The sequence below is a fragment of the Thalassospira sp. A3_1 genome, assembly GCF_017744215.1.
In the GTDB taxonomy this organism is placed as follows: Bacteria; Pseudomonadota; Alphaproteobacteria; order Rhodospirillales; family Thalassospiraceae; genus Thalassospira; species Thalassospira lucentensis_A.
In genome coordinates, this window is sequence record NZ_JAGHQQ010000005.1 from 166,358 (window position 1) to 187,875 (window position 21,518).

At 54.3% G+C, this 21,518-nt stretch carries 19 protein-coding genes; 12 read left to right on the top strand and 7 right to left on the bottom strand.

Annotated elements, in window-relative coordinates; translation table 11 throughout:
* The first annotated feature begins 20 nt into the window (after window positions 1-20).
* The 3 genes from J7395_RS18850 (at window position 21) to J7395_RS18860 (ending at window position 3,048) form a co-directional block, all read left to right on the top strand.
* Window positions 21-1,154, top strand: a complete 1,134-nt coding sequence (locus J7395_RS18850; RefSeq protein ID WP_209223164.1) for an NAD(P)/FAD-dependent oxidoreductase — start codon at window positions 21-23, stop codon at window positions 1,152-1,154.
* Window positions 1,154-2,329, top strand: coding sequence for a hypothetical protein (locus J7395_RS18855; protein WP_247742283.1), 1,176 nt, complete (start codon window positions 1,154-1,156; stop codon window positions 2,327-2,329). Before J7395_RS18850 ends, J7395_RS18855 begins: the two co-directional genes overlap by 1 nt.
* A gap of 125 nt (window positions 2,330-2,454) precedes the next feature.
* Complete coding sequence (locus tag J7395_RS18860; RefSeq protein ID WP_062952071.1) at window positions 2,455-3,048, top strand: 2-hydroxychromene-2-carboxylate isomerase; 594 nt, start codon at window positions 2,455-2,457, stop codon at window positions 3,046-3,048.
* Between the two features lie 88 nt (window positions 3,049-3,136).
* Here J7395_RS18860 and J7395_RS18865 read toward each other — a convergent pair whose 3' ends face one another.
* Window positions 3,137-3,370, bottom strand: a complete 234-nt coding sequence (locus J7395_RS18865; protein ID WP_007090314.1) for a hypothetical protein — start codon at window positions 3,368-3,370, stop codon at window positions 3,137-3,139.
* A 575-nt stretch (window positions 3,371-3,945) separates the two neighbouring features.
* On the opposite strand from J7395_RS18865, the gene J7395_RS18870 reads away from it, so the two are divergent.
* Window positions 3,946-4,992 (top strand): Glu/Leu/Phe/Val dehydrogenase dimerization domain-containing protein, encoded by a 1,047-nt coding sequence (locus J7395_RS18870; RefSeq protein WP_062959488.1) that lies wholly within the window; start codon window positions 3,946-3,948, stop codon window positions 4,990-4,992.
* Window positions 4,993-5,049: 57 nt separating this feature from the next.
* Here J7395_RS18870 and J7395_RS18875 read toward each other — a convergent pair whose 3' ends face one another.
* Together J7395_RS18875 and J7395_RS18880 are read right to left on the bottom strand one after the other, a co-directional pair.
* Window positions 5,050-6,000 carry a hypothetical protein gene (locus J7395_RS18875; protein WP_209223166.1) on the bottom strand — a complete coding sequence of 317 codons (951 nt, stop codon included), beginning with the start codon at window positions 5,998-6,000 and terminating at the stop codon, window positions 5,050-5,052.
* Window positions 5,997-6,515, bottom strand: a complete 519-nt coding sequence (locus J7395_RS18880) for an RNA polymerase sigma factor (RefSeq protein WP_247742284.1) — start codon at window positions 6,513-6,515, stop codon at window positions 5,997-5,999. The genes J7395_RS18875 and J7395_RS18880 overlap by 4 nt, the downstream gene beginning before the upstream one ends.
* A gap of 146 nt (window positions 6,516-6,661) precedes the next feature.
* Between J7395_RS18880 and J7395_RS18885 the strand changes: the two genes are divergently transcribed.
* Complete coding sequence (locus J7395_RS18885; RefSeq protein WP_209223168.1) at window positions 6,662-7,042, top strand: DUF4168 domain-containing protein; 381 nt, start codon at window positions 6,662-6,664, stop codon at window positions 7,040-7,042.
* Window positions 7,043-7,541: 499 nt separating this feature from the next.
* On the opposite strand, the gene J7395_RS18890 is transcribed toward J7395_RS18885, so the two are convergent.
* The 3 genes from J7395_RS18890 to putA form a co-directional block, all read right to left on the bottom strand.
* Window positions 7,542-7,775, bottom strand: coding sequence for a (2Fe-2S)-binding protein (locus J7395_RS18890; protein ID WP_062952065.1), 234 nt, complete (start codon window positions 7,773-7,775; stop codon window positions 7,542-7,544).
* Window positions 7,776-7,931: 156 nt separating this feature from the next.
* The gene (locus J7395_RS18895; protein WP_097052382.1) at window positions 7,932-8,561 is read right to left on the bottom strand and encodes a BON domain-containing protein; all 630 of its coding nucleotides are present in this window, start codon (window positions 8,559-8,561) and stop codon (window positions 7,932-7,934) included.
* A gap of 313 nt (window positions 8,562-8,874) precedes the next feature.
* On the bottom strand, window positions 8,875-12,711 hold the full coding sequence (gene putA, locus J7395_RS18900; protein ID WP_247742285.1) for a bifunctional proline dehydrogenase/L-glutamate gamma-semialdehyde dehydrogenase PutA: 3,837 nt from the start codon (window positions 12,709-12,711) through the stop codon (window positions 8,875-8,877).
* 159 nt (window positions 12,712-12,870) lie between these two features.
* Here putA and J7395_RS18905 point away from each other — a divergent pair, with 159 nt between their 5' ends.
* The 7 genes from J7395_RS18905 to J7395_RS18935 all read left to right on the top strand — a co-directional run bounded on the left by J7395_RS18905 (window position 12,871) and on the right by J7395_RS18935 (window position 20,218).
* Window positions 12,871-13,344, top strand: a complete 474-nt coding sequence (locus tag J7395_RS18905; RefSeq protein ID WP_007090318.1) for an Lrp/AsnC ligand binding domain-containing protein — start codon at window positions 12,871-12,873, stop codon at window positions 13,342-13,344.
* 126 nt (window positions 13,345-13,470) lie between these two features.
* Window positions 13,471-14,079: a 2-hydroxychromene-2-carboxylate isomerase gene (locus J7395_RS18910; RefSeq protein WP_097052384.1), complete on the top strand. Its 609-nt coding sequence runs from the start codon at window positions 13,471-13,473 to the stop codon at window positions 14,077-14,079.
* A gap of 262 nt (window positions 14,080-14,341) precedes the next feature.
* Complete coding sequence (locus J7395_RS18915; protein ID WP_062952062.1) at window positions 14,342-15,952, top strand: carboxyl transferase domain-containing protein; 1,611 nt, start codon at window positions 14,342-14,344, stop codon at window positions 15,950-15,952.
* 7 nt (window positions 15,953-15,959) lie between these two features.
* Window positions 15,960-16,781 carry an enoyl-CoA hydratase/isomerase family protein gene (locus J7395_RS18920; RefSeq protein ID WP_209223170.1) on the top strand — a complete coding sequence of 274 codons (822 nt, stop codon included), beginning with the start codon at window positions 15,960-15,962 and terminating at the stop codon, window positions 16,779-16,781.
* A gap of 2 nt (window positions 16,782-16,783) precedes the next feature.
* Window positions 16,784-18,787, top strand: a complete 2,004-nt coding sequence (locus tag J7395_RS18925) for an acetyl/propionyl/methylcrotonyl-CoA carboxylase subunit alpha (protein WP_209223172.1) — start codon at window positions 16,784-16,786, stop codon at window positions 18,785-18,787.
* Window position 18,788: 1 nt separating this feature from the next.
* The gene (locus tag J7395_RS18930) at window positions 18,789-19,718 is read left to right on the top strand and encodes a hydroxymethylglutaryl-CoA lyase (RefSeq protein ID WP_209223174.1); all 930 of its coding nucleotides are present in this window, start codon (window positions 18,789-18,791) and stop codon (window positions 19,716-19,718) included.
* 5 nt (window positions 19,719-19,723) lie between these two features.
* On the top strand, window positions 19,724-20,218 hold the full coding sequence (locus J7395_RS18935; protein ID WP_209223176.1) for a GNAT family N-acetyltransferase: 495 nt from the start codon (window positions 19,724-19,726) through the stop codon (window positions 20,216-20,218).
* Window positions 20,219-20,223: 5 nt separating this feature from the next.
* Here J7395_RS18935 and J7395_RS18940 read toward each other — a convergent pair whose 3' ends face one another.
* On the bottom strand, window positions 20,224-21,501 hold the full coding sequence (locus tag J7395_RS18940; protein WP_247742287.1) for a methyl-accepting chemotaxis protein: 1,278 nt from the start codon (window positions 21,499-21,501) through the stop codon (window positions 20,224-20,226).
* Window positions 21,502-21,518: the final 17 nt, after the last annotated feature.

Here is a 21,518-nt window from a genome sequence, read left to right on the forward strand (position 1 = left end):
TCCCGGACAGTTTTTCCAATATGACCACCGATATTCAAACCGTCATCATCGGCGCTGGCGTTGTTGGCCTTGCCTGTGCGCGTGCCTTGGCCAAAACCGGCCGGGAAGTTCTGATCATTGAACGCCACGATGCAATCGGAACCGAAACCAGTGCACGTAACAGCGAAGTCATTCATGCGGGCATCTACTATCCGAAAGACAGTCTGAAGGCGAAATTCTGCGTTGCCGGGCGGGATATGCTGTATCGTTATTGCGCAGAAAACGGCATTGATCACAAACGCACCGGCAAACTGATTGTTGCCACCCACAAGGATCAAATCCCCGCCTTGCGTGATATCGAGAAACGGGCACGCGAAAACGGGGTGAATGACCTTGTGTGGCTGGACGGGGATGAAGCAACAAGGCGCGAACCGGCACTCCATTGTGTGGCCGCACTTGAAAGCCCGTCGACTGGAATTGTCGATTCCCATCAGCTGATGGTCACCCTGCTGGGGGAAGCCGAAGCAGGCGGGGCGACATTGGCGCTTAATACCGATGTCGTGGCCGCGAAATTTGAAAATGGCATTTTCACCATCGACACGCGTGATCGCGACGGTCAGGAAATGAGCCTGACCTGTGCAGAACTTCTGATCGCGGGGGGCCTGCACAGCCAGACGCTGGCACATAATTTTTCCGGCCTGCCAGAACCAAGTATTCCGCCACAGCATTACGCACGCGGATGCTATTTCACGCTTTCGGGCAAGGCACCCTTCTCCACCCTGATTTATCCAGCACCAGAACAGGCCGGGCTTGGAATTCATCTGACCCTTGATCTGAGCGGACAGGCACGTTTTGGCCCGGACGTTACCTGGGTTGAAGAACCGAACTATGACGTGCCCGAAGAAAAACGCGCCGGGTTTGCGACAGCCATTCGTAAATATTATCCGGCACTAGACGAAAATGCCCTTCAAACCGGCTATGCCGGTGTCCGACCGAAAATTCAGGCACCGGGCGAAGCCGCACGCGATTTTCTGATTTCTGATCGCGATAAACACGGCATTGATGGCTTGGTAATACTCTATGGCATTGAATCACCGGGATTGACGGCATGCCTTGCAATAGCAGACCATGTCGAGGGCATCCTGTCACGACAGCAGGTAAAGGCAAGGTCATAATGGCAGAAGCAGGCTGGCGAAAAGAGTGGAATTCGATCAGGGATGATCGTTCCAGAGAGCCCAAGAGATTACTGTTCGGCTCTCGTTGGAAATTCGTCCTTGCGACCTGCTCCGTCCTGTTTGCCAGCGCCATGCCGATTGCAAACAGCGCCAGTGCCCAGCAGCTTGAGCCCTTTGTACCGCCCCCGAATAGCCTGAGTGCACCGGGCAACCGGAATGAGGCAACCGGAACCGAAAAGCCGGATGTTCAGTTCGCCGATGAAATGCGCAATCTTGTCATCCAGCTCAGCCGATGGGCAAAGTCCTATCGCAGTGACTTTTCAATCATTGCGTTAAACGGACTGGAGCTGACCGAATATCTTGAAACCACATTGTTTGCATCGCGCGGTACTGCAGAACCGGCGCGCAACTATTTGCGTGCACTTGACGGTATCATGATCGAAGCACCATTTTATGGTTACGACACATATGGTGAACCCACCGATAGCGAGGAAACCAAATATATCCTAGGCTATCTGGAACGTCTGAAGACGGCAGGGCTTGAATATTTTGCGCTCGACTATACCGATAAGAGCGATGCACAACAGGCGGCGCGCCAAAAGTTAAGCGGTCTGGATGCCCTTTATTACGCAGCCCCACCGCCTGATAAGCAGCTTTCAACATTGGCAAAGGTGCCGCGCACGCCAATCGGCGCCAATCCGCATGTCATTGACAATATTCGTGATGCGAAGAATTACGGGATTGTGCTCGACAGTTCGCCGTACGGAACCAAGGAAGCATTTATCAACGCGATGATCGACACCAATTACGATGTCTTGATCATTGACCCGTTCCATCGCGGTACGATCCCGCTGACTTACGAGGACATGAAACGGCTGCGCTACAAAAAGGTTGGCACGCCGCGCACCATTCTGGCCTATCTGAATATCGGAACGGCAGAAACCTATCGCTATTACTGGCAGAACAACTGGCGTGCAGGTAGCCCCGAATTTATTAGCGAGGGCAACCTTGATGCGCGCTGGGGTCAGGAACACCATGTCTATTACTGGTCACAGGCGTGGCAGAACATTCTGTTCGGCAGCGAGAACAGTTATCTTGGCGGTATCATGAAACTTGGATTTGACGGGGTTGTTCTGGGTGGATTGGGTGAATACAGCTGGTGGCTGGATTATTAATCCGCGGCTTCATCACAAATCCGGGATGTGCCGTCTGATCATTTGACGGTGACAGAGCAGATCGGGCACTCTGGCATTATTGTAAAAACAATGTGCTGCTGACACGCAGCCTCCGGAGGCTTTGAATGTCGACCCCGATCATCCATTATTTCTTTGTTCAGTCGCCCTGGTCGTTTTTCGGTTTTGGTCGCGTTGTCGAAATCGCGCGCAAACATAACACCCCGATAATCCACAAACCCTGTCGGGCTGCGGATGTATGGCAGCATGGCGGCGGTGTTCCGCTGGCACAGCGTCCAAAACCGCGTCAGGAATATCGCATGGTCGAGATGAAGCGCTGGGCAGACTTTCTGAATATTCCGATCAATTTGCAGCCCGCCTCGTTCCCGGTGGATGAAACATTGGCGGCCCGCACCATTATCGCAGTTCAGGACGAAGGCAAGGACCCAACGGGACTGATTGAAACGCTGATGGGGGATATCTGGCTTAGAGATCGCAATATTGCAGAGCCACAAGTCGTTCGCGAGGCCCTGATCAAGAATGGTCTATCCGGCGAATATCTTGAACATGCCGATTATCCGTCCGTCGCCAAAATCTATGACGCCAATTGCGAGGCGGCAAAGGCCGACAATATCTTTGGCGTTCCGACATATTTTGCCAATGGCGAGATGTTCTGGGGACAGGACCGGCTTGATTTCCTTGATCGGGCACTTGCCAGATAAGACCTGACTTCATCGTATCAAACAACAAGGGCGGGTAAAAACCCGCCCTTGTTGTTCTGGCTGCTGGCCGGAAATCCCGTTGTGCCGGTTAGTCACGGCGTTTGACGTGATCGACAACAAAACCGTCACACGACGGATAGGTGTTTTCGATCATGGCAAGTGCCTTGTATTCGTCCTTGGCAGCAACTTCGTGGGTCTGCACATCCGCCCAGCGATCGTCAAAAACCTCGTGGGAACGATTTTCTTTGACGCATTCACGAACGGCCTGGTTGTGCAATTCAACCTGATAAACGGTCTGGCGTGGGTCTGTAAAAGCAGACATGTCCGCCCGGTCTCCTTACTTTTGCCTGCGACGTCCGCCCAGACGTCGCTTTGTCCTGAACCGGGAATTTCATAAAAATGAAACGCCCAACCACGAGTGTGGAACAAGTGGCTTAACGAGCCGTAAATCGTCCGGCTGGATTCCATATTTAATTGAATTGATCCGGATTGAAGTGTGCCGGTTTTGCATGGCAGAGGCCAAAACCGCGCAATTCTGCGATGCAGCATGGATTTTTGCGGCAGTGCAATTTTACCGATTTCGCGGCATTTCTTATCAGAAATGCAGGTTTTTCGGGTGCCGTTCATATCGATAAAAGGGCACCCGACGCGAAACAGTCGATAGATGAAATGGCGATTACCCCTTAAATTCGCATTTCCGTACGCGAAAGATTATTTCAAAGCACCGCCCCCACGATCACAAAATTCCATCTTTTGTCCCCCGTTTTATGGAAACGGTCTTTTTTAACCCAGACGCGATTTTGAAATTGATCAAATGGCCGCGGCGTCAAACATAAAGGGATAACAAGGGACCCACCCTTGCAGAATAACGAGCTTGCGCCAGGAGGCGACACCAGGATGAACGTTTTTTCCGACACTGCATTTGACGGCCATGAACAGGTTGTTTTTGCCAGTGATCCCGACACCGGTCTAAAAACCATTATTGCCGTGCACAATACCAATCTTGGCCCGTCGCTGGGCGGATGTCGCATGTGGCCTTATGCATCGGAACAGGAAGCCATTCACGATGTGCTGCGACTGTCACGCGGCATGACCTATAAGTCAGCCCTTGCCAATCTGCCGCTTGGCGGCGGGAAGTCGGTCATCATAGGTGACCCGCGCAGCCAAAAAACCCCGGAACTGTTTCGTGCCATGGGCCGTGCCGTGGAACGGGTCGGTGGGCGATACATCGTCGCCGAAGATGTCGGCACCAGCCCCGCAGACATGGAACAGATTGCAAGCCAGACCCAGCATGTCGGCGGGATCAATGACGGCAAAGACCCGGCGCGAACTGGCGATCCGTCACCCTTTACCGCCTATGGCGTGTTCATCGGCCTGAAGGAAGCAGTCCGGTTCAAAAACGGTCATGAAGATCTGGCGGGTCTGCGCGTTGCGGTTCAGGGACTTGGCAATGTCGGATATCACCTTTGCCGGATGCTGCATGCGGCGGGAGCGTGTCTGGTCGTTTCAGACCTGAATACGGACAGCGTTAACAGGGCGGTTGACGAATTCGGTGCCACCACCGTTTCCGTTGACGAAATCCTTTATACCGATGCGGATGTTCTGGCCCCTTGCGCGCTGGGCGGGGTCGTCAATGATCGCAGCATTGATAAAATCCGCGCCCGTATCATCGCCGGAGCAGCCAACAATCAGCTTGAAGCAGATCGCCACGGCGAGATGCTGCGCGAGGCAGGCATTCTTTATGCACCGGATTATGTGATCAATGCCGGGGGCGTGGTTGAAGTTTACTATTGCCGCGAAGGCAAGCCGGTAGCCGAAACCAACAAGCATATCGAAGGCATCGCCGACACCGTGCGGGAAATCTTTGAACGTGCAGACAGTCAAAACCTGTCGACCGGCTTTGTCGCGGATCGGCTGGCCGAAGAACGGTTCGGGAAGTCCTGATTGTCACCCTGCCCGCCTGTTACGACAGGCGGGCAGGAACGATACACCCCATGCAAGTCAGTTTTGACGGAATACAGGTGCCTCAATCACGCCGCCTGATATTTCGGAACCGATAACCGGATCGCTTTGGGCGACCTCGGGTTCTGATGCCTGTCTGGGGGCCTGTATATCGGGCAAGCGTGCAGGATCCGAAAATTCGACAGACTGCGTTGATTTTCGGATAAACGTGGCCAGCTCATAAGCCTGCCCCGCCTTGATGCCCGAAGCCAGTCCGAACGTGATCGGCCCATCAGCCCAGGTCGCAACGGAAAAGCCATCACGTTCATCGACCCGAAGATCGTAAACGCCCGTGTTCCAGCGTGGCTGAAGCAGCAGGACAAGTTTATCCCCCGTGTCGTTGACATAACCGATTTGCACAGCATTTCCGCCGTCTGTGTCGATTTCACGGTTTTCCTGCAAGTGATATCCTTGCGCTGAAAGATCCGGCACCCGCATTTGCAACATGATGTGGCCTGCCATTGACGATATGGTTTTTGACCATTCCGGCCCCGATGCGTGAGCGGTCGCAACAGGTGCCTGCGATGACGAAATTTTGGTATCCGACAAAGCAATGCCGTTGCGATAACCGTCAAGTGCGCTTGCGGCGATACTATCGCGTTGCGGCAAGTCGTCTGACGGGACCGTCCGGCCAAGATACCAGCCCCCGGAGGCCGCAAGCAGAATGCTGGCTGCGAACCCGGTTCGCATAAGCATCTGTGCATAACGGCCTGGTTGCGGCTGTTCAAGGACGGCACGCAACCTGTCGGGAACCGGTTCATCAAGTACAGGGTCGTACAAACGATGAATGTCGTCATCCTGATGCATGAAGGCGATGATGCGTTCGGCCTGTTCCGGATGTTGTTTCAGATATTCTTCGACCTCTGCACGGCGCGCGGGATCGCCATCAAGAGTCCCATCGGCGTAGGCAAGAAGGTCTATTTCATTTACCGGCTCATGTGGCTTGATCATTTCACCCTCCTGAGCTTCACGTTTGTTTTCCCGGAGTAAAGGCTGCGTAAACTGTCGCGCCCCCGGGATAGTCTGGATCGGACCGTGCCAACCGATATATCGAGCACCTCGGCTGCTTCGTCATAGGTGACGCCTTCAAGAGCGATCAAAAGGATGACGGCTTTCTGATTGGGCGGCAGTTTCTCCAGGGCCTGTCCGATATCCATGCAGACCATTCGCTTTTCCTGACGCGCAGGTACGGAGAGTTCCGGCACCGCGTCATCCATCGGTACCTCGACCATCTTTTTGCGGTACTGATTTACGAACACATTATAGAGAATTTTAAACAGCCAGCTTCGAACGGAACCCGTTCGGCGCCAAAGATGGTGTTTGCGAATTGCCCGTTCCAGACAGTCCTGCACAAGATCATCCGCACGATCCCGGTCAGAGACCAGAGAACGCGCAAACCTGCGTAAATGAGGTATTTCACGCGAAATACGCCATTTGATATCGGTTGCGTCGTTTGCTTTTGTCATGACGCCTCAACAACAGCCTGTTGCGGCATTAAGTTCCGGAAAAATGCATTTTTTATGGAACCATTTGCCTTCAGGCGATGTCCGTCAGATGAAGGTCGGCATCAAGCCCGGCATCGACATGCATGAACCGGCAAAGAGGTATTCCCATGAAGCGCAAATTACTGGCCTCTGTCGCATTTGCCTTGTGGACAGCCAGCCCCGTGATCGGAATTTCGGCAGTCCAAGCCCAAAGTACGCAGCCACAGCAGAGCGAACAAACGGCACCGGCAACAAGTTACAGCGATACACAACTGGAAGAGTATGCCGCGGCGGCTGTCGAGGTACGCGATCTGAACGTCAAATGGCAAAAGCGCGCCCAGAAAAGCGCCAACCCCGCCGAGGTCCAGAAAATCCGTCAGCAGGCCAGTGCCGAAATGGTTCAAGCCATTCGGGATGAAGGATTGTCGATCAAGGAATATAACGAAATCACCCAGGCTGCCCTTCAGAACCCGGAACTAAGCGAACGCATCAACAGCTTTGTCGAATAGCTTCGGAGCCTCCCTCAGAGTTTCCTCCCTGAACCGAAGCTCTTGACCCTCTCCCTTTTGGGCGAGGGTTCTTTTTTGCGCTCTTCCTCAAAGAAAAAGAAAAGCCGAAACAAGGTTCGGCTTTTCAGGTATCCGGTGCAACATCGGGGCAAAGGTAGGACATGTAATGTTGCGCCGGTGCGTGGGATCAGACGGATCAGTCTGTTCGCAACCCGAAGAATTTTGCATTGGCCATCACATGCAGATGTCCAAAGGGGCAGTATAAACAGTCGGTGCAAGCGCAGATCATGACCGCTTGACGACTATTTGAACAAGTTGGCCTGCATCCTGATCACGCCACTAAAACAACAAGCCAACCGAAGTAACATTCGGGTGAGGGCTGTGAGCGCTACTTCGTAAAAAACAACATCACGGCACCGCGAATAGTTCCATCACCGCAAAACAAAAAAGCCCCCGTTTACGGAGGCTTTTATCAGACTGATGAAATTGCTGTGCCTGCCTATTCGGCAGCAATCGGTGCGGCATTTGCGGTGACAGCGGCTGCATCATCGCAATCGCAATTGCCGCAGGTTTTCGCCTGAAGCAATTCAGCACGCATATGGCAGGCGCATTTCCCGCATTGCGGGGCACAACCATGAAAACGGAAAACATCTGCGGGACGGGTGGCACCACCTTCTTCGGCGGCACGGCGTACGTCACGTTCTTTTATCGCGTTACAAATGCAAACATACATCAGCGTAATTGCAATCAGTTATTAATTACGGCACCTCACCTGTAATCTACATGCGAATAGTTTTCAAACACTTTTGCAACAGAGCTTGAAAAAAAATCCCGCACAAACCGGCAGATTGGTGCGGGATTTTGAAAAAGTCATTTAATCACAAGCTGATCAGACCGTCGCGATGTGACTCACTACGCGTTTGACACCCTTGATGCGGCGAACGATCGACAACACCTTGTCGAGTTCCTCAGTGCTTTGGGCGTCCCCCATGATGTAGACGATGCTGTTTACAGACTGCCAGCGGTAGTTCACCGAACTCACCCCTTTTTCAGCCAATAACAAGGCCTTGATCTGACTTTCGATCCACACGTCTGAGCCGGTCTGGGTCGCCGAATCCGCGGGTACGGCATTTTTGCCATATTCGTCTTCAGCCTTGTGATATGCCTCGATGGTTGCGGCATCGGCAACTTCAAGATGGTCATAGACAGTCTTGATGCGGCTGTCCTGTTTGACCAGCGACATCACATCATAATATTTGCCTTTGGAATCGACCATGCCGGTGACCATCACCTGCTGCTTCCAGATATCGACATTCACATCGATAAGGTAGGTATGGTCGACCTTGGAGAATTCGCCAAGGATGCCGGACTTGATCTGGGTATCAAGCCACTGGTCATTCCCCGTCCGGTCTTCCAGCGGCATCTGTAACGGTCCACAGGCCGCAAGCGGTGTGGCCAGCAAGGCACATACCGAAACAGCCTTCATCGCGTTGCGCCAGCCTCGGGAAATCGTGATCATCTTTGTGCTCCTTCTCATGCCGGTGGATCGGCATATTCCAATTCTTCTGAACCACTAATACAGCAGATCGCAATAAAGCTTTAACGCCCTGAACCGCCAGTGGTTCCGGCACATCTTGTCGCAGGCGATTATGACAAAAAAAAGCCCGAACACGATTGCATCAGCCTGCTTCACGCAAGAAGCAATTCACACCCCGGCCAGAAAAGAAAAAGACCGGGGTTATTCACCCCGGTCGCAAGTGGCGGATATAGCTATCCGCTGGCTCATCATCCGGCTTGCCGGACGCCTGATAATCCGGTTTCCATAAACCGGATCAATTTTCTTCCATAGACATCAGCGATGCGTTACCGCCCGCAGCCGTCGTATTGATTGTGACGGTTTTCTCGGTCGCAAAACGATGCAGGAAAGCTTCATCAGGCAGCGCCCCGTCATCGTCTGCCCCGCTATCGGAAATCAGCGACAGGATCGCACCGTCACGCTTCGCCAGAAGCTGTTTGAAGGCAGTAACGCGATCAAGCGGTGCGACACAGGAAACACCAGCCACATCGCCGTCATACATCACGGCAATACCGATCTTGGATGCCACAACACGGATCAGCCCTGCCGACAGTCCGGCATCGGTCGCTAGGCTTGCAAATTCAACCAGCCATTTTTGATCCCCAGCAACGATCACCGCATTGCCCGCAGCAAGTGCCGCAGCGATGTGGCGGATGACACGTGCTGCTTCGGCATCCTTTTCTGCCTGAACCAGATAAACACCACGGCCGAGCATATAAAGGTCGTTGGTTTCACCGGTCGGCCCGGGCATCCGGGTCGGAGCCACAAAGCCGTTTTCCGAAATCGCGGCAAAGTTTGCGATCAGTTCGGCGTTTGCCGAAAGATCACCTTTCGACGATCCAGCCAGCTTGGCCGCAAGATTTTCCAGAACACGGACGCGTTCATTGCCGTCTGTCGCCTGCCATTTGACCTGTGCGGCCTGCAGGGTACGATATTCATCATCCGCCAGCGACGCCTTGATCACGATTGGCGAACGATCATCGGCAATCGCGGCACTGCCTGCTGCCTTTTTTCCGGCCTCGGTCGCGGGTTTGGCAAAACGTTCGACATAGTGCGGGCCGCCTGCTTTCGGGCCGGTGCCAGATTTGCCCTGCCCACCGAATGGCTGCACGCCGACAACGGCCCCAATCATGTTCCGGTTCACATAGCAGTTGCCGACACGCAGCTTTTGCGAAATCTGGCGCACGGTGCTGTCGATACGCGAATGGATGCCCATCGTCAGGCCATAGCCCGACGCATTGATCTGATCGAGAACCTTGTCCAGATCACGTGCCTTGTAACGCACCACATGGACAACCGGCCCAAATACTTCGCGTTCCAGAACATCCAGCGACGGAATTTCGAAGCAATGCGGCGCAAAGAACGTCCCGTTTTCGCATTCTGGCAGGATATCACAGGCATGAAGCAGCTTTGCTTCTTTGGTCATGCGTTCTGCATGGGCGACAAGGGTTTTGCGAGATTTTTCGTCAATCACCGGTCCGACATCGATATCAAGGAATTTCGGATCACCGACACGCAGTTCCTTCATCGCGCCGACGAGCATGTGGCACAGCTTGTCTGCGATATCTTCCTGAACGAACAGAACACGCAGGGCCGAACAACGCTGCCCGGCGGACTGGAAGCCGGAAATGATTGCATCCTGTACCACCTGTTCGGGCAGTGCAGTTGAATCGACAATCATCGCGTTCTGGCCACCGGTTTCGGCAATCAGCGGCAGCGGAACACCCGGGCGTTTTGCCAGCGCCTGATTGATGACCTGTGCGGTTTCTGTTGAACCGGTAAACGCCACCCCTGCAATACGCGGATCATTGATCAGGATATTGCCGATCACACGGCCCGGCCCCGGCAGCAGCGTAAATGCAGCCCCCGGCACGCCTGCAGCAAGGATAAGTTCGGCCGCCTTGGCCGCGACAAGCGACGTCTGTTCGGCCGGTTTGGCGATAACGGCGTTACCAGCCGCCAGTGCCGCGCTGACCTGGCCCAGGAAAATCGCAAGCGGGAAGTTCCACGGGCTGATGCAGACGAAAATGCCGCGCCCTTCAAGGATACTACCCGCGCGGAAGCTTTCTTCTGCCCGGTTCGCGTAATAACGGCAGAAATCGACAGCTTCGCGCACTTCGGCAACACCATCGGAATACAGTTTGCCTGCTTCGCGTTGGCAAAGAGCAATGAACTCGTCCATGTTGTCTTCAAGAAGATCGCCAAGACGACGCAGGCACGCCGCACGTTCCGCAGCCGGGGTCTTGTTCCAGATTTCATAGCCTTTGGCGGCGGCAACAATCGCGGCCTCGACATCCGCTTCACCGGCCTGAACCAGTTCGCCGACTTTCTCATTGCGGTTTGACGGGTTTAAAACATCAATCGCTTCGCCCGAAACAGGCTGGCCATCAATCAGCGGCGCAGCATGCCAGATTTTCCCCTGTATCGATGCCAGCTTTTCGGCCAATGGCAGAAGCTTGGTCGTATCGGTCAGATCAATGCCCTTGGAATTGACGCGACCAGCACCATAAAGATCAACCGGTGCCGGAATTTTCGGATGGGCCTTGCGTGGCAGGGCAGCCATCTTTTCCACCGGATCGGCGATCATTTCCTCGATCGGTAGCTGTTCGTCCTGAATACGGTTCACAAAGCTGGTATTCGCCCCGTTTTCAAGCAGACGTCGGACGAGATAGGCCAGCAAATCCTCGTGGGTGCCAACAGGTGCGTAAACACGGCACGGCACGTTTTCACCATTTTTATCGACAATCTGTTCATACAGGGCTTCGCCCATGCCATGAAGACGCTGGAATTCAAACGTCCGGTCATTGCCAGCCATTTCCAGAACCGATGCCACGGTGTGGGCATTGTGGCTGGCGAACTGGCAATAGAATGCGTCGCGACGCGACAGCATGAAACGTGCACACGCCAGATAGGAAACATCGGTTGCGGCCTTGCGGGTGAAGACCGGATACCCTTCAAACCCGTTTTCCTGACTGTTCTTGACCTCGGTATCCCAGTAGGCACCTTTTACGAGGCGCACCATCATTTTGCGCCCGACCTTGACCGACAGGTCGGCAAGCCATTCCAGCACGTGATAGGCACGTTTCTGATAGGCCTGCACCGCAAGACCGTATCCTTCCCATCCATCAAGATCGGGATCGGCAAACACTGCCCCGATCACATCAAGCGACAGGTCCAGACGATTGGCTTCTTCGGCATCAACGGTAAAACCGATGTCATATTTCTTGGCCAGCAGCGCAAGCTGTTTGAGGCGCGGCACAAGTTCATTCATGACGCGATCATAATTGGCGAAATCATAACGCGGATGGATCGCCGAGAGCTTTACCGAGATGCCAGGGCTGTTGATCGGGCCGCGATTATTCGCGACCTTGCCGATATCGTTGATCGCATCGACATAGGATTTGAAATAGCGATCCGCGTCTTCCATGGTACGCGCGGCCTCGCCCAGCATGTCATAGGAATAGCGATAGCCTTTTTCCTCGTTCGCCTTCGCCCGTTCGGCGGCCTCCGCAATCGTGCGGCCCATAACGAACTGACGCCCCATAATGCGCATGGCATGGTTGAATGCCTTACGGATAACCGGCTCGCCCGAGCGTGCAATCATGCGTTTAAGCAACGCGCCCGGATCGGCCTTTTCCGCCTTGCCGAACTTGATCACCTTCCCCGTTAGCATCAGTCCCCAGGTCGATGCATTGACAAAGAAGCTGTCGGAATGGCCAAGGTGGCTTTGCCAGTTGGCATCAAACAGCTTGTCCTGGATCAGCTTGTCGGCGGTGACCGCATCAGGAACGCGCAAAAGTGCTTCAGCAAGGCACATCAGGATGACGCCTTCCTTGCTTGAAAGCTCATACTCATGAAGCAGCGCATCGATGCCGCTTTTGCCATTATCGGCTTTGCGAACCCGCGCTACAAGCTGATAAGCCCGATCCTGAACGCGCGCCGATTGTTCGGGAGCCAGTCGGGCAGCCTCAATCATGCGTTCAACAACAACTTCTTCGTCAGTCCGATATGTTTCGCGGATTTTTGCGCGGATTTCGTTGGCTTGGGGCATATCGATGCGGAACATGGCGATGGCTTCTCCCTGCAAATGCAATTCTCCGGTTCCTTATGGGGAACGCAGAGTTTTCTCCTCATGTGGCCACAGACAATATATATGCACTCAAAAAATGTGCTGCCATTTTCCCCAAAAATACGATATATCATCCATTGAAAAACTTTTAGTGCAGTTATAAACACTGGTTATTAGATTAAAATGCAGAAGAATCATAAAAGCCTAGACAAGATTGACAAACAGATCCTGCGCGAACTTCAAAACGACGGACGCATGTCGAACGTTGAACTATCACGTCGCGTCAATCTTAGCCCGACACCGTGCCTCGAACGTGTTCGCCGCCTTGAACAACACGGCTTCATCACCGGTTATATGGCGCTACTTGACCCCCGCAAACTCAATCAGTCGCTGGTGGTTTTTGTCGAAATAACGCTGGATCGGACGACCCCGGACGTATTTGACGTGTTTGCCACAGCGATCCGCAAACTGCCGGAAATCGAAGAATGTCACATGGTCGCAGGCGGCTTTGATTACCTGATGAAACTTCGGGTTGCCGATATGTATGCCTATCGCGAATTCCTTGAACGCCTGTCCTCTGTTCAGGGTGTCAGCCAGACTCATACATATGTCGTGATGGAAGAAGTAAAAGTACGCCCCGGTATCACGATCCCGTAAATTCGATCAATTTTGTTGCAATACAATTGCTTAGTAGCGCACTATCACCAAGCCATCGTTCTGATGGCTTTGCCGGTATCGCCACATGGCACTCTGCTTTGCGTCATTAATTACGGGCCCCACAGCATGTCGGAAGTCTCTTTCTATTTCGATTTCTCGTCACCTTACGGTTATCTCGCGGCTGAACGCATTGATGCCTTTGAGGCCAGAACCGGCGTTACGGTCAACTGGTACCCGTTCATGATCGGTGCGGCCTTCAAACAGACCGGACAAAGCCCGTTATTGAGCCAACCCATTCGCGGCGATTATTTCAAACGCGACATGGAACGCTGCGCAAAAATGCAAAATACGCCGTTCCAGGTCCCGGAAAAATTCCCCTATTCCGCACTGGTACCGACCCGTGCCTATTACTGGATTGCGTCAACAAAACCGGCATTGGCGATCAAGTTTGCCAAGGACGTCTATCGCGGATATTTCGCAGACGGACTGGATATGTCCGACCCGGAAGTTGTCTTTGCCACAGCCACCCGACATTCCATTGATGCCGGGGAAATCCGCGCGGCTGTCGAAAACCCGAAATGGAAGCAGCACGTCCGCGAAGTTACCGACGAAGCCATTGCGCGAGGCGCGTTCGGGTCACCGTTCTTCTTCTATGAAGAAGAAGCCTTTTTCGGGAATGACCGGCTTGAACATCTTGAACGCTGGATCAAGCTGCGCAAACAGATCAGCGACTGATTGCGCCAGAAAACCATCGCAATCACGGCCACCTAGTCAATTGAAACATCTACGACTTTTTCGATAAAATCACATATTCGGAATACCGTCTGCCGCCCCGAATTCACGCTGTTTTTTTGATATAAGTAAATTCGGTACTGGATTACCTATTTAATCTTGACGTTTACGTAAACTTCCACCATAACAGCAGTCATAAACGCCATTCACTTCGGGATCGATTCCTTATGAAATCGATCCCTGCAACAGACGGTGTCGATTGACGATGACGGTTCTGAAATCTGCGGTAAATTCCCGCTCGGAAGATTTCCGCAACAATGCCCAACAGATGGAACAACTGGTTGCCGATCTTCGTAATCAGATCACGCAGATCAAGCTTGGTGGCGGCGAGCGCGCACGTGATCGCCACACTGGCCGCGGCAAACTTTTGCCCCGCGAACGTATCCGTCAATTGCTCGATATCGGATCCCCGTTCCTTGAGCTTTCCCAGCTTGCCGCCTATGGCATGTATGACGATGAAGACGTTCCTGCGGCGGGCATCATCACCGGCATTGGTAGGGTTTCCGGCGTTGAATGCGTCATCGTTGCCAATGATGCGACGGTCAAGGGTGGTTCCTATTACCCGATGACGGTCAAAAAGCATCTGCGCGCACAGGAAATCGCACTCGAAAACAATCTGCCCTGCATTTATCTGGTGGATAGTGGCGGGGCGAACCTGCCCCGTCAGGACGATGTTTTCCCGGATCGTGACCATTTTGGCCGCATCTTTTTCAATCAGGCAACCATGTCATCCAAAGGCATTCCGCAGATCGCGGTTGTCATGGGGTCCTGTACGGCGGGCGGTGCCTATGTCCCCGCCATGTCGGATGAGAGCATTATCGTCCGCAAACAGGGCACGATCTTTCTGGGGGGACCGCCCTTGGTGAAGGCCGCAACCGGCGAAGTTGTCTCGGCCGAAGACCTTGGCGGTGCGGATGTTCACTGTAAAACATCCGGCGTCACCGATCATTATGCACAGGATGACGCGCATGCATTGTCCATTGCACGTGATATCGTCAAGAACCTTAACTGGACGAAAAATCCCGGCCTGACCCTGACTGCTCCGCGCGACCCGGCATATGACCCACGCGAGATTTATGGCGTCATTCCAAGCGATTCCAAAAAACCCTATGACGTGCGTGAAGTCATTGCCCGCATCGTTGACGGATCGGACTTTGACGAGTTCAAGGCTCAGTATGGCACGACACTGGTTACCGGCTTTGCCCGCATTTTCGGCTATCCGGTCGGGATCATTGCCAATAACGGCATCCTGTTTTCCGAAAGTGCGCTTAAAGGCGCGCATTTCATCGAACTTTGCTGCCAGCGCGGTATTCCATTGGTGTTTCTGCAAAACATCACCGGCTTCATGATTGGCCGCAAATATGAAAGCGGCGGAATTGCCAAGGATGGCGCGAAGCTGGTTACCGCCGTTGCAACAGCCAAGGTTCCCAAATTCACGGTCCTGATAGGCGGATCATTTGGCGCAGGCAACTATGGCATGTGTGGTCGCGCCTATAGCCCCCGCTTCCTGTGGATGTGGCCCAATGCCCGCATTTCAGTCATGGGCGGGGAACAGGCGGCAAATGTTTTGACCCAAATCCGCGCCGATGCACAGGAAAAGCGCGGTGAAACATGGCCCATAGAAGAACAGGAAGCCTTCAAAGGCCCGATCCGCGACCAGTATGAAGAACAGGGGCACCCCTATTACGCGTCTGCGCGACTTTGGGATGACGGGGTAATTGACCCGGCCGATACCCGCATGGTTCTTGGGCTTGGCCTTTCGGCGGCACTCAACAAACCGGTCGAGGAAACACGCTTTGGCGTGTTCCGGATGTGAGGCTGGCATGAACAATGTAAACACCGATAACACCAATCCATCAGCCGATGCCGTGATATGCCAGATCAGCGCATCAGGTGTTGCCCGCATCACGCTGAACCGTCCGGAAATCCACAACGCGTTTGACGATGTCCTGATCGGCGATCTGACAGCCAAGCTGGATGCGCTGGATGCCGATCCGGCGGTGCGCGTGATGATCCTGACAGGTGCCGGCAAAAGCTTTTCTGCTGGTGCCGACCTTAACTGGATGAAACGCATGGCCGGTTACAGCCATGCGGAAAACCTTGCCGATTCTCGTGCATTGGCGCGCTTGATGAAGACGCTTAATTTCTGCAGCAAACCGACCATCGGGCTGATCAACGGGGCCGCATTTGGCGGCGGGGTTGGGTTGGCCGCGTGCTGTGACATCGTGATTGCATCTGATCGGGCCAGTTTCTGCCTGTCAGAGGTCAAGCTCGGCCTGATTCCGGCGGTTATTTCGCCCTATGTGGTCGAGGCGATCGGCGTGTCGCAGGCCCGTCGCTATTTTCTGACGGCGGAACGCTTTGATGCAGCGACCGCCCATGCCATCGGATTGGTACATGAAATTGTTTCAGGTGACGATCTGACCGCACGGGGTGATGCCATAGCAAAGCTGTTGCTGGCCAATGGGCCGGGTGCCATGGATGCGGCGAAATCACTGATTTATGCGGTTGCCAACAAACCGATTGACGATGATGTCATTGACGATACCGCACGACGCATTGCCGATCAGCGGGCAAGTGCCGAAGGCCGTGAAGGTGTCAGTGCATTTCTTGAAAAACGCCCCGCGAAGTGGAGTGAGAATTAATCATGCCGCGCAAAATACTGATCGCCAACCGTGGTGAAATTGCCTGCCGCGTGATTGAAACCGCACGCCGCATGGGCATCCAGACCGTCGCAGTTTATTCCGACGCGGATGCCAATGCCCTGCATGTCAAACGTGCCGACGAAGCCTATCACATCGGCGGTCCGGCCCCGAAAGACAGCTATCTGCGCGTTGATCGTTTACTTGAAGTCATTGCGCAATCGGGTGCCGATGCGGTTCATCCTGGTTATGGCTTCCTGTCGGAAAATGCCGTTTTTGCCGATGCGTTGGAAAAAGCCGGCTGCGTATTTGTCGGCCCGCCGGCAAGTGCGATCCGTGCGATGGGTTCAAAATCCGAAGCCAAGAAAATCATGGGCAAGGCCGGTGTTCCGCTGGTGCCCGGGTATCACGGCGAAGATCAGGACCCTGACCTTTTGGCGGCCGAGGCGGACAAGATCGGTTATCCGGTTCTGATCAAGGCGTCGGCAGGTGGCGGCGGCAAAGGCATGCGTGCAGTTGAAAAACCCGCCGATTTCAGGGACGCGCTGATCAGTTGCAAGCGCGAGGCTGCAAGCAGCTTTGGAGATGATCATTGCCTGATTGAAAAGCTGATCGTCAAACCGCGCCATGTTGAAATTCAGGTCTTTGCCGATAGCCATGGCAATGCGGTTTATCTGTTTGAACGCGACTGTTCCCTGCAACGCCGCCATCAGAAAGTTATTGAGGAAGCCCCTGCCCCGAATATGCCCGAAGATCTTCGCGCACAGATGGGCAAGGCCGCCGTCGATGCCGCCAAGGCGATTGGCTATCAGGGGGCTGGCACGGTTGAATTCCTGCTTGATGCGTCGGGTGCGTTTTATTTCATGGAAATGAACACGCGCCTGCAGGTCGAACATCCGGTGACCGAGAAGATCACCGGCGAGGATCTTGTCGAATGGCAATTGCGTGTTGCTGACGGTGAAAAGCTGCCCAAGGCACAGGAAGAACTGACCATTAACGGGCATGCCTTCGAAGTCCGCCTGTATGCCGAAGACCCGCATAATGATTTCCTGCCCGCTACGGGCAGGCTTGTGCACATGCGTATGCCTGCGGCCAATGATCACATGCGGATCGATACGGGCGTTTACGAAGGTGGCGAGGTATCCATTCATTATGACCCGATGATCGCAAAGCTGATCACCTGGGATACGGATCGCACATCGGCACTGCGCCGGATGGCAACGGCCCTTAATGATGTGCAGATTGTCGGCGTAACGACCAATACCGGCTTCCTTGCCAATATTGCCCGCCACCCGGCCTTCGTGCGCGGTGAGGTCGAAACCGGTTTCATCGGTCAGTATCTCGACGATCTGATCCCCGCCCCGGCGGCGCCTGACAATGATGCGCTTGCCTTTGCCGCACTTGATATCCTGATGCTTCGTGATGCCGAGGCCAAAAGCCATGCCGCACAAAGCAGCGACCCTTTTTCCCCATGGCACAGCACATCGGGATGGCGTCTGAACGATGATAATCACCATGATTTGATCCTGCGTCATGACGGGGCGGACCTGAAGATCAAGGTGCATTATCGCGCAGCCGGTTATGTGATTGATATGCCCGACGGCAGTTCGATCACAGCCCACGCCGAGATTGCCGTTGATGGCACCATTCAAGCTACCTTTGACAAGGTCCGAAAACGCGCCAGCGTCCTTCGTGATGGTAACCGCCTGACGATTTTCCGCGACGGGCGTTCTGACCGGCTGGAGATTTTTGATCCGGTTTCCGCCGCGGGCGGCCATGAAGGCACCGGCGGCGGATTAACCGCACCGATGCCCGGTAAAATCATTGCCGTGCTGGCCGAACCGGGGCAATCTGTTGTGGCAGGCGACAAGCTTGTTGTGATGGAAGCAATGAAAATGGAACACACCATTTCAGCACCGGTTTCGGGCAAGGTTCGCGAGATATTCTTTGCTGTTGGCGATCAGGTTGATGACGGCGCCGAGTTGATCGCCATCGAGGAGGCAGAGTAGTATGCCTCGCCTTTCCGGTCTGCCAGAACAGGTCAAGATCGTCGAAGTCGGTCCGCGTGACGGATTGCAGAACGAAAAGACCATGGTATCGACCGACGTCAAGGTCGAACTGATCCATCGCCTTTGCGATGCAGGTCTTTCGGTCATCGAAGCCACCGCCTTCGTCAGCCCGAAATGGGTCCCGCAAATGGCCGACGCATCGGACGTCATGGCCCGCATTTCGCGCAAACCGGGCGTCACCTATCCGGTTCTGGTCCCCAACCTGAAAGGCCTAGAATCCGCCATAGAGGCGGGCGCGACCGAAGTTGCGGTTTTTGGTGCGGCATCGGAAAGCTTTTCGCAGAAGAACATCAATTGCTCCATTGCCGAAAGCCTTGATCGGTTCCGTCCGGTTGTGAGCGCCGCACGCGATGCCAACATCGCCGTGCGCGGGTATGTTTCCTGCGTTCTTGGCTGCCCGTACGAGGGCGAGATTGCCCCGCAGAAGGTCGCCGATGTCGCAAAGGCCCTGTTTGACATGGGGGCATATGAAATCAGTCTTGGCGATACCATCGGCACCGGCACACCGGGCAAGGCGCAGGCGATGATCGAAGCCGTCGCACCCCATGTCGCCATCGAAAACCTCGCCGCTCATTTCCACGACACTTATGGTCAGGCATTGGCAAACCTTCTTGCCGTTCTGCAGATGGGGATTGCAACGATTGACAGCTCGGTCGCCGGGCTTGGCGGATGCCCTTATGCCAAGGGCGCAAGCGGCAATGTCGCGACCGAGGATGTCGTCTATATGCTTAACGGTCTTGGTATTGAAACCGGTGTCGATTTGGAAAAGCTTGCCGAAACCGGTAGCTGGATCACGGCAAAGATCGGTAGGGCATCCGGATCAAAGGCCAATCTGGCGCTAGCCGCCAAACGCGACACTGTCGGGGCCTGATCGACATGGCCAGCGCCGAGACATATCGTTTCCGGCGGGCCCTCCCCAGTGATTTACCCATGATACGGCGCTGGCTGCGTGTGCCGGAAGTCGCGCGTTGGTGGGGGGCCCCTGCTGAGCAAATCGAACTGATCACCGAAGACATCGAACTGCCGGAAATGGCAACCCTGATTGTATCCTACCGCAACCGCCCCTTTGCCTTTGCGCAGCATTATGACGCGCATCAATGGCCCCAACCCCATTTATCCCATTTGCCAAAAGGCACGCGCTGCATCGACGCGTTCATTGGCGCCCCCGACATGATGGGATGTGGGCATGGGAAGATGTTCCTGCGATTGTTGGCGCAAATGCTGATTGATCGCGGTGCACCGTTGGTTGCGATTGATCCCGACCCGGAAAATGTACGAGCCCGCAAAAGCTATGAGGCCGCCGGTTTCATTGGTGACACCGAATACGAAACCGGCGATGGCCCCTGTGTTTTAATGCAGTTCAAGCCATAGACAGACTAGGCCGCCTTGACTGCAGTCAGGAAAGTTTCAACCTTTAGCCGCAGGGTTTCAGCCTGTTCGGACAGCTCACCCGACGCATTCAAAACTTGCTCAGCAGCGGCACCGGTTGATGTTGCAGCTTCATTAACACCGTGAATATTTTCAGTTACCTCGCTTGTTCCGGCTGATGCCTGCTGAACATTTCGAGTGATCTCCTCGGTCGCAGCACCCTGCTGCTCGACCGCGCTTGCAATCGTCGCTGCAATCTCGCTGATTTCAGCGATCGTACTGCCGATGGAATCAATCGCAACCACCGCCCCTTCTGTTTCTGTCTGAATTCCGGTAATCTGGGCGGTAATTTGCTCAGTTGCCTTTGATGTCGCATTGGCAAGATTCTTGACCTCGGCCGCAACCACAGCAAAACCTTTGCCCGCCTCGCCTGCCCGCGCGGCTTCAATCGTCGCATTCAACGCCAGAAGGTTGGTTTGTGCGGCAATGTCGCTGATCAATCCAACCACATCACCGATCTTCTGGGCAGCTTCTGCAAGCCCGCGTACCTGCGCGTTGGTATTCTCCGCCTCGGACACAGCCTTGCTTGCCACTTGTGCAGACTGATTGACCTGATGACTGATTTCGGAAATCGAGGCGCTGAGCTCCTCGGACGCACTGGCAACGGTTTGAACGTTGTTTGACGCCTGCTCGGCTGCAGCCGAAACTACCGTCGCCTGTCGGCTGGTTTCCTCAGCCGTCGCCGTCATTGACGTTGCTGTCGCCTGCATTTCTGTCGCGGCCGAAGAAACACTATTCAGTACAGCAGAAACATCCGCATCAAAATCGTTGGTCAGCTTCTCAATTGTTTTTGCACGGGCTTCCCGCTGTCTCTGAGCTTCTGCTTCCTGCCCTGCAAGCTGTTCTGCCCGGATCATGTTTTCTTTAAAGACCAGAACTGCTTTTGCCATATCACCAATCTCGTCACGGTGATCCTGACCGGGAATGCCTATTGTTTTGTCACCACTTGCCAACTTATTCATTGCATCCGTGATGGCACGCACAGGCCTTGAAATGCCAGCACCAATGAGCCACGCTGCGAGTATCCCGATCAAGACAGCAATTGCCGCGAGAACTTCGGCTGTAATAACAGCATCCTCAAGAGCCTTGGCAGCATTAGGACCAAGCTGGTCCTGTTCCGCCTTGATCTCGAGCTTGAGCTTTTCCAGATTTTGGGCAATGACAGGCCCGATACGGTCAAGCGCACCAGACACAAGAGCATCACGCCCAGCATCCGATGCGTCCATGGCGGCGACTTTGTTAA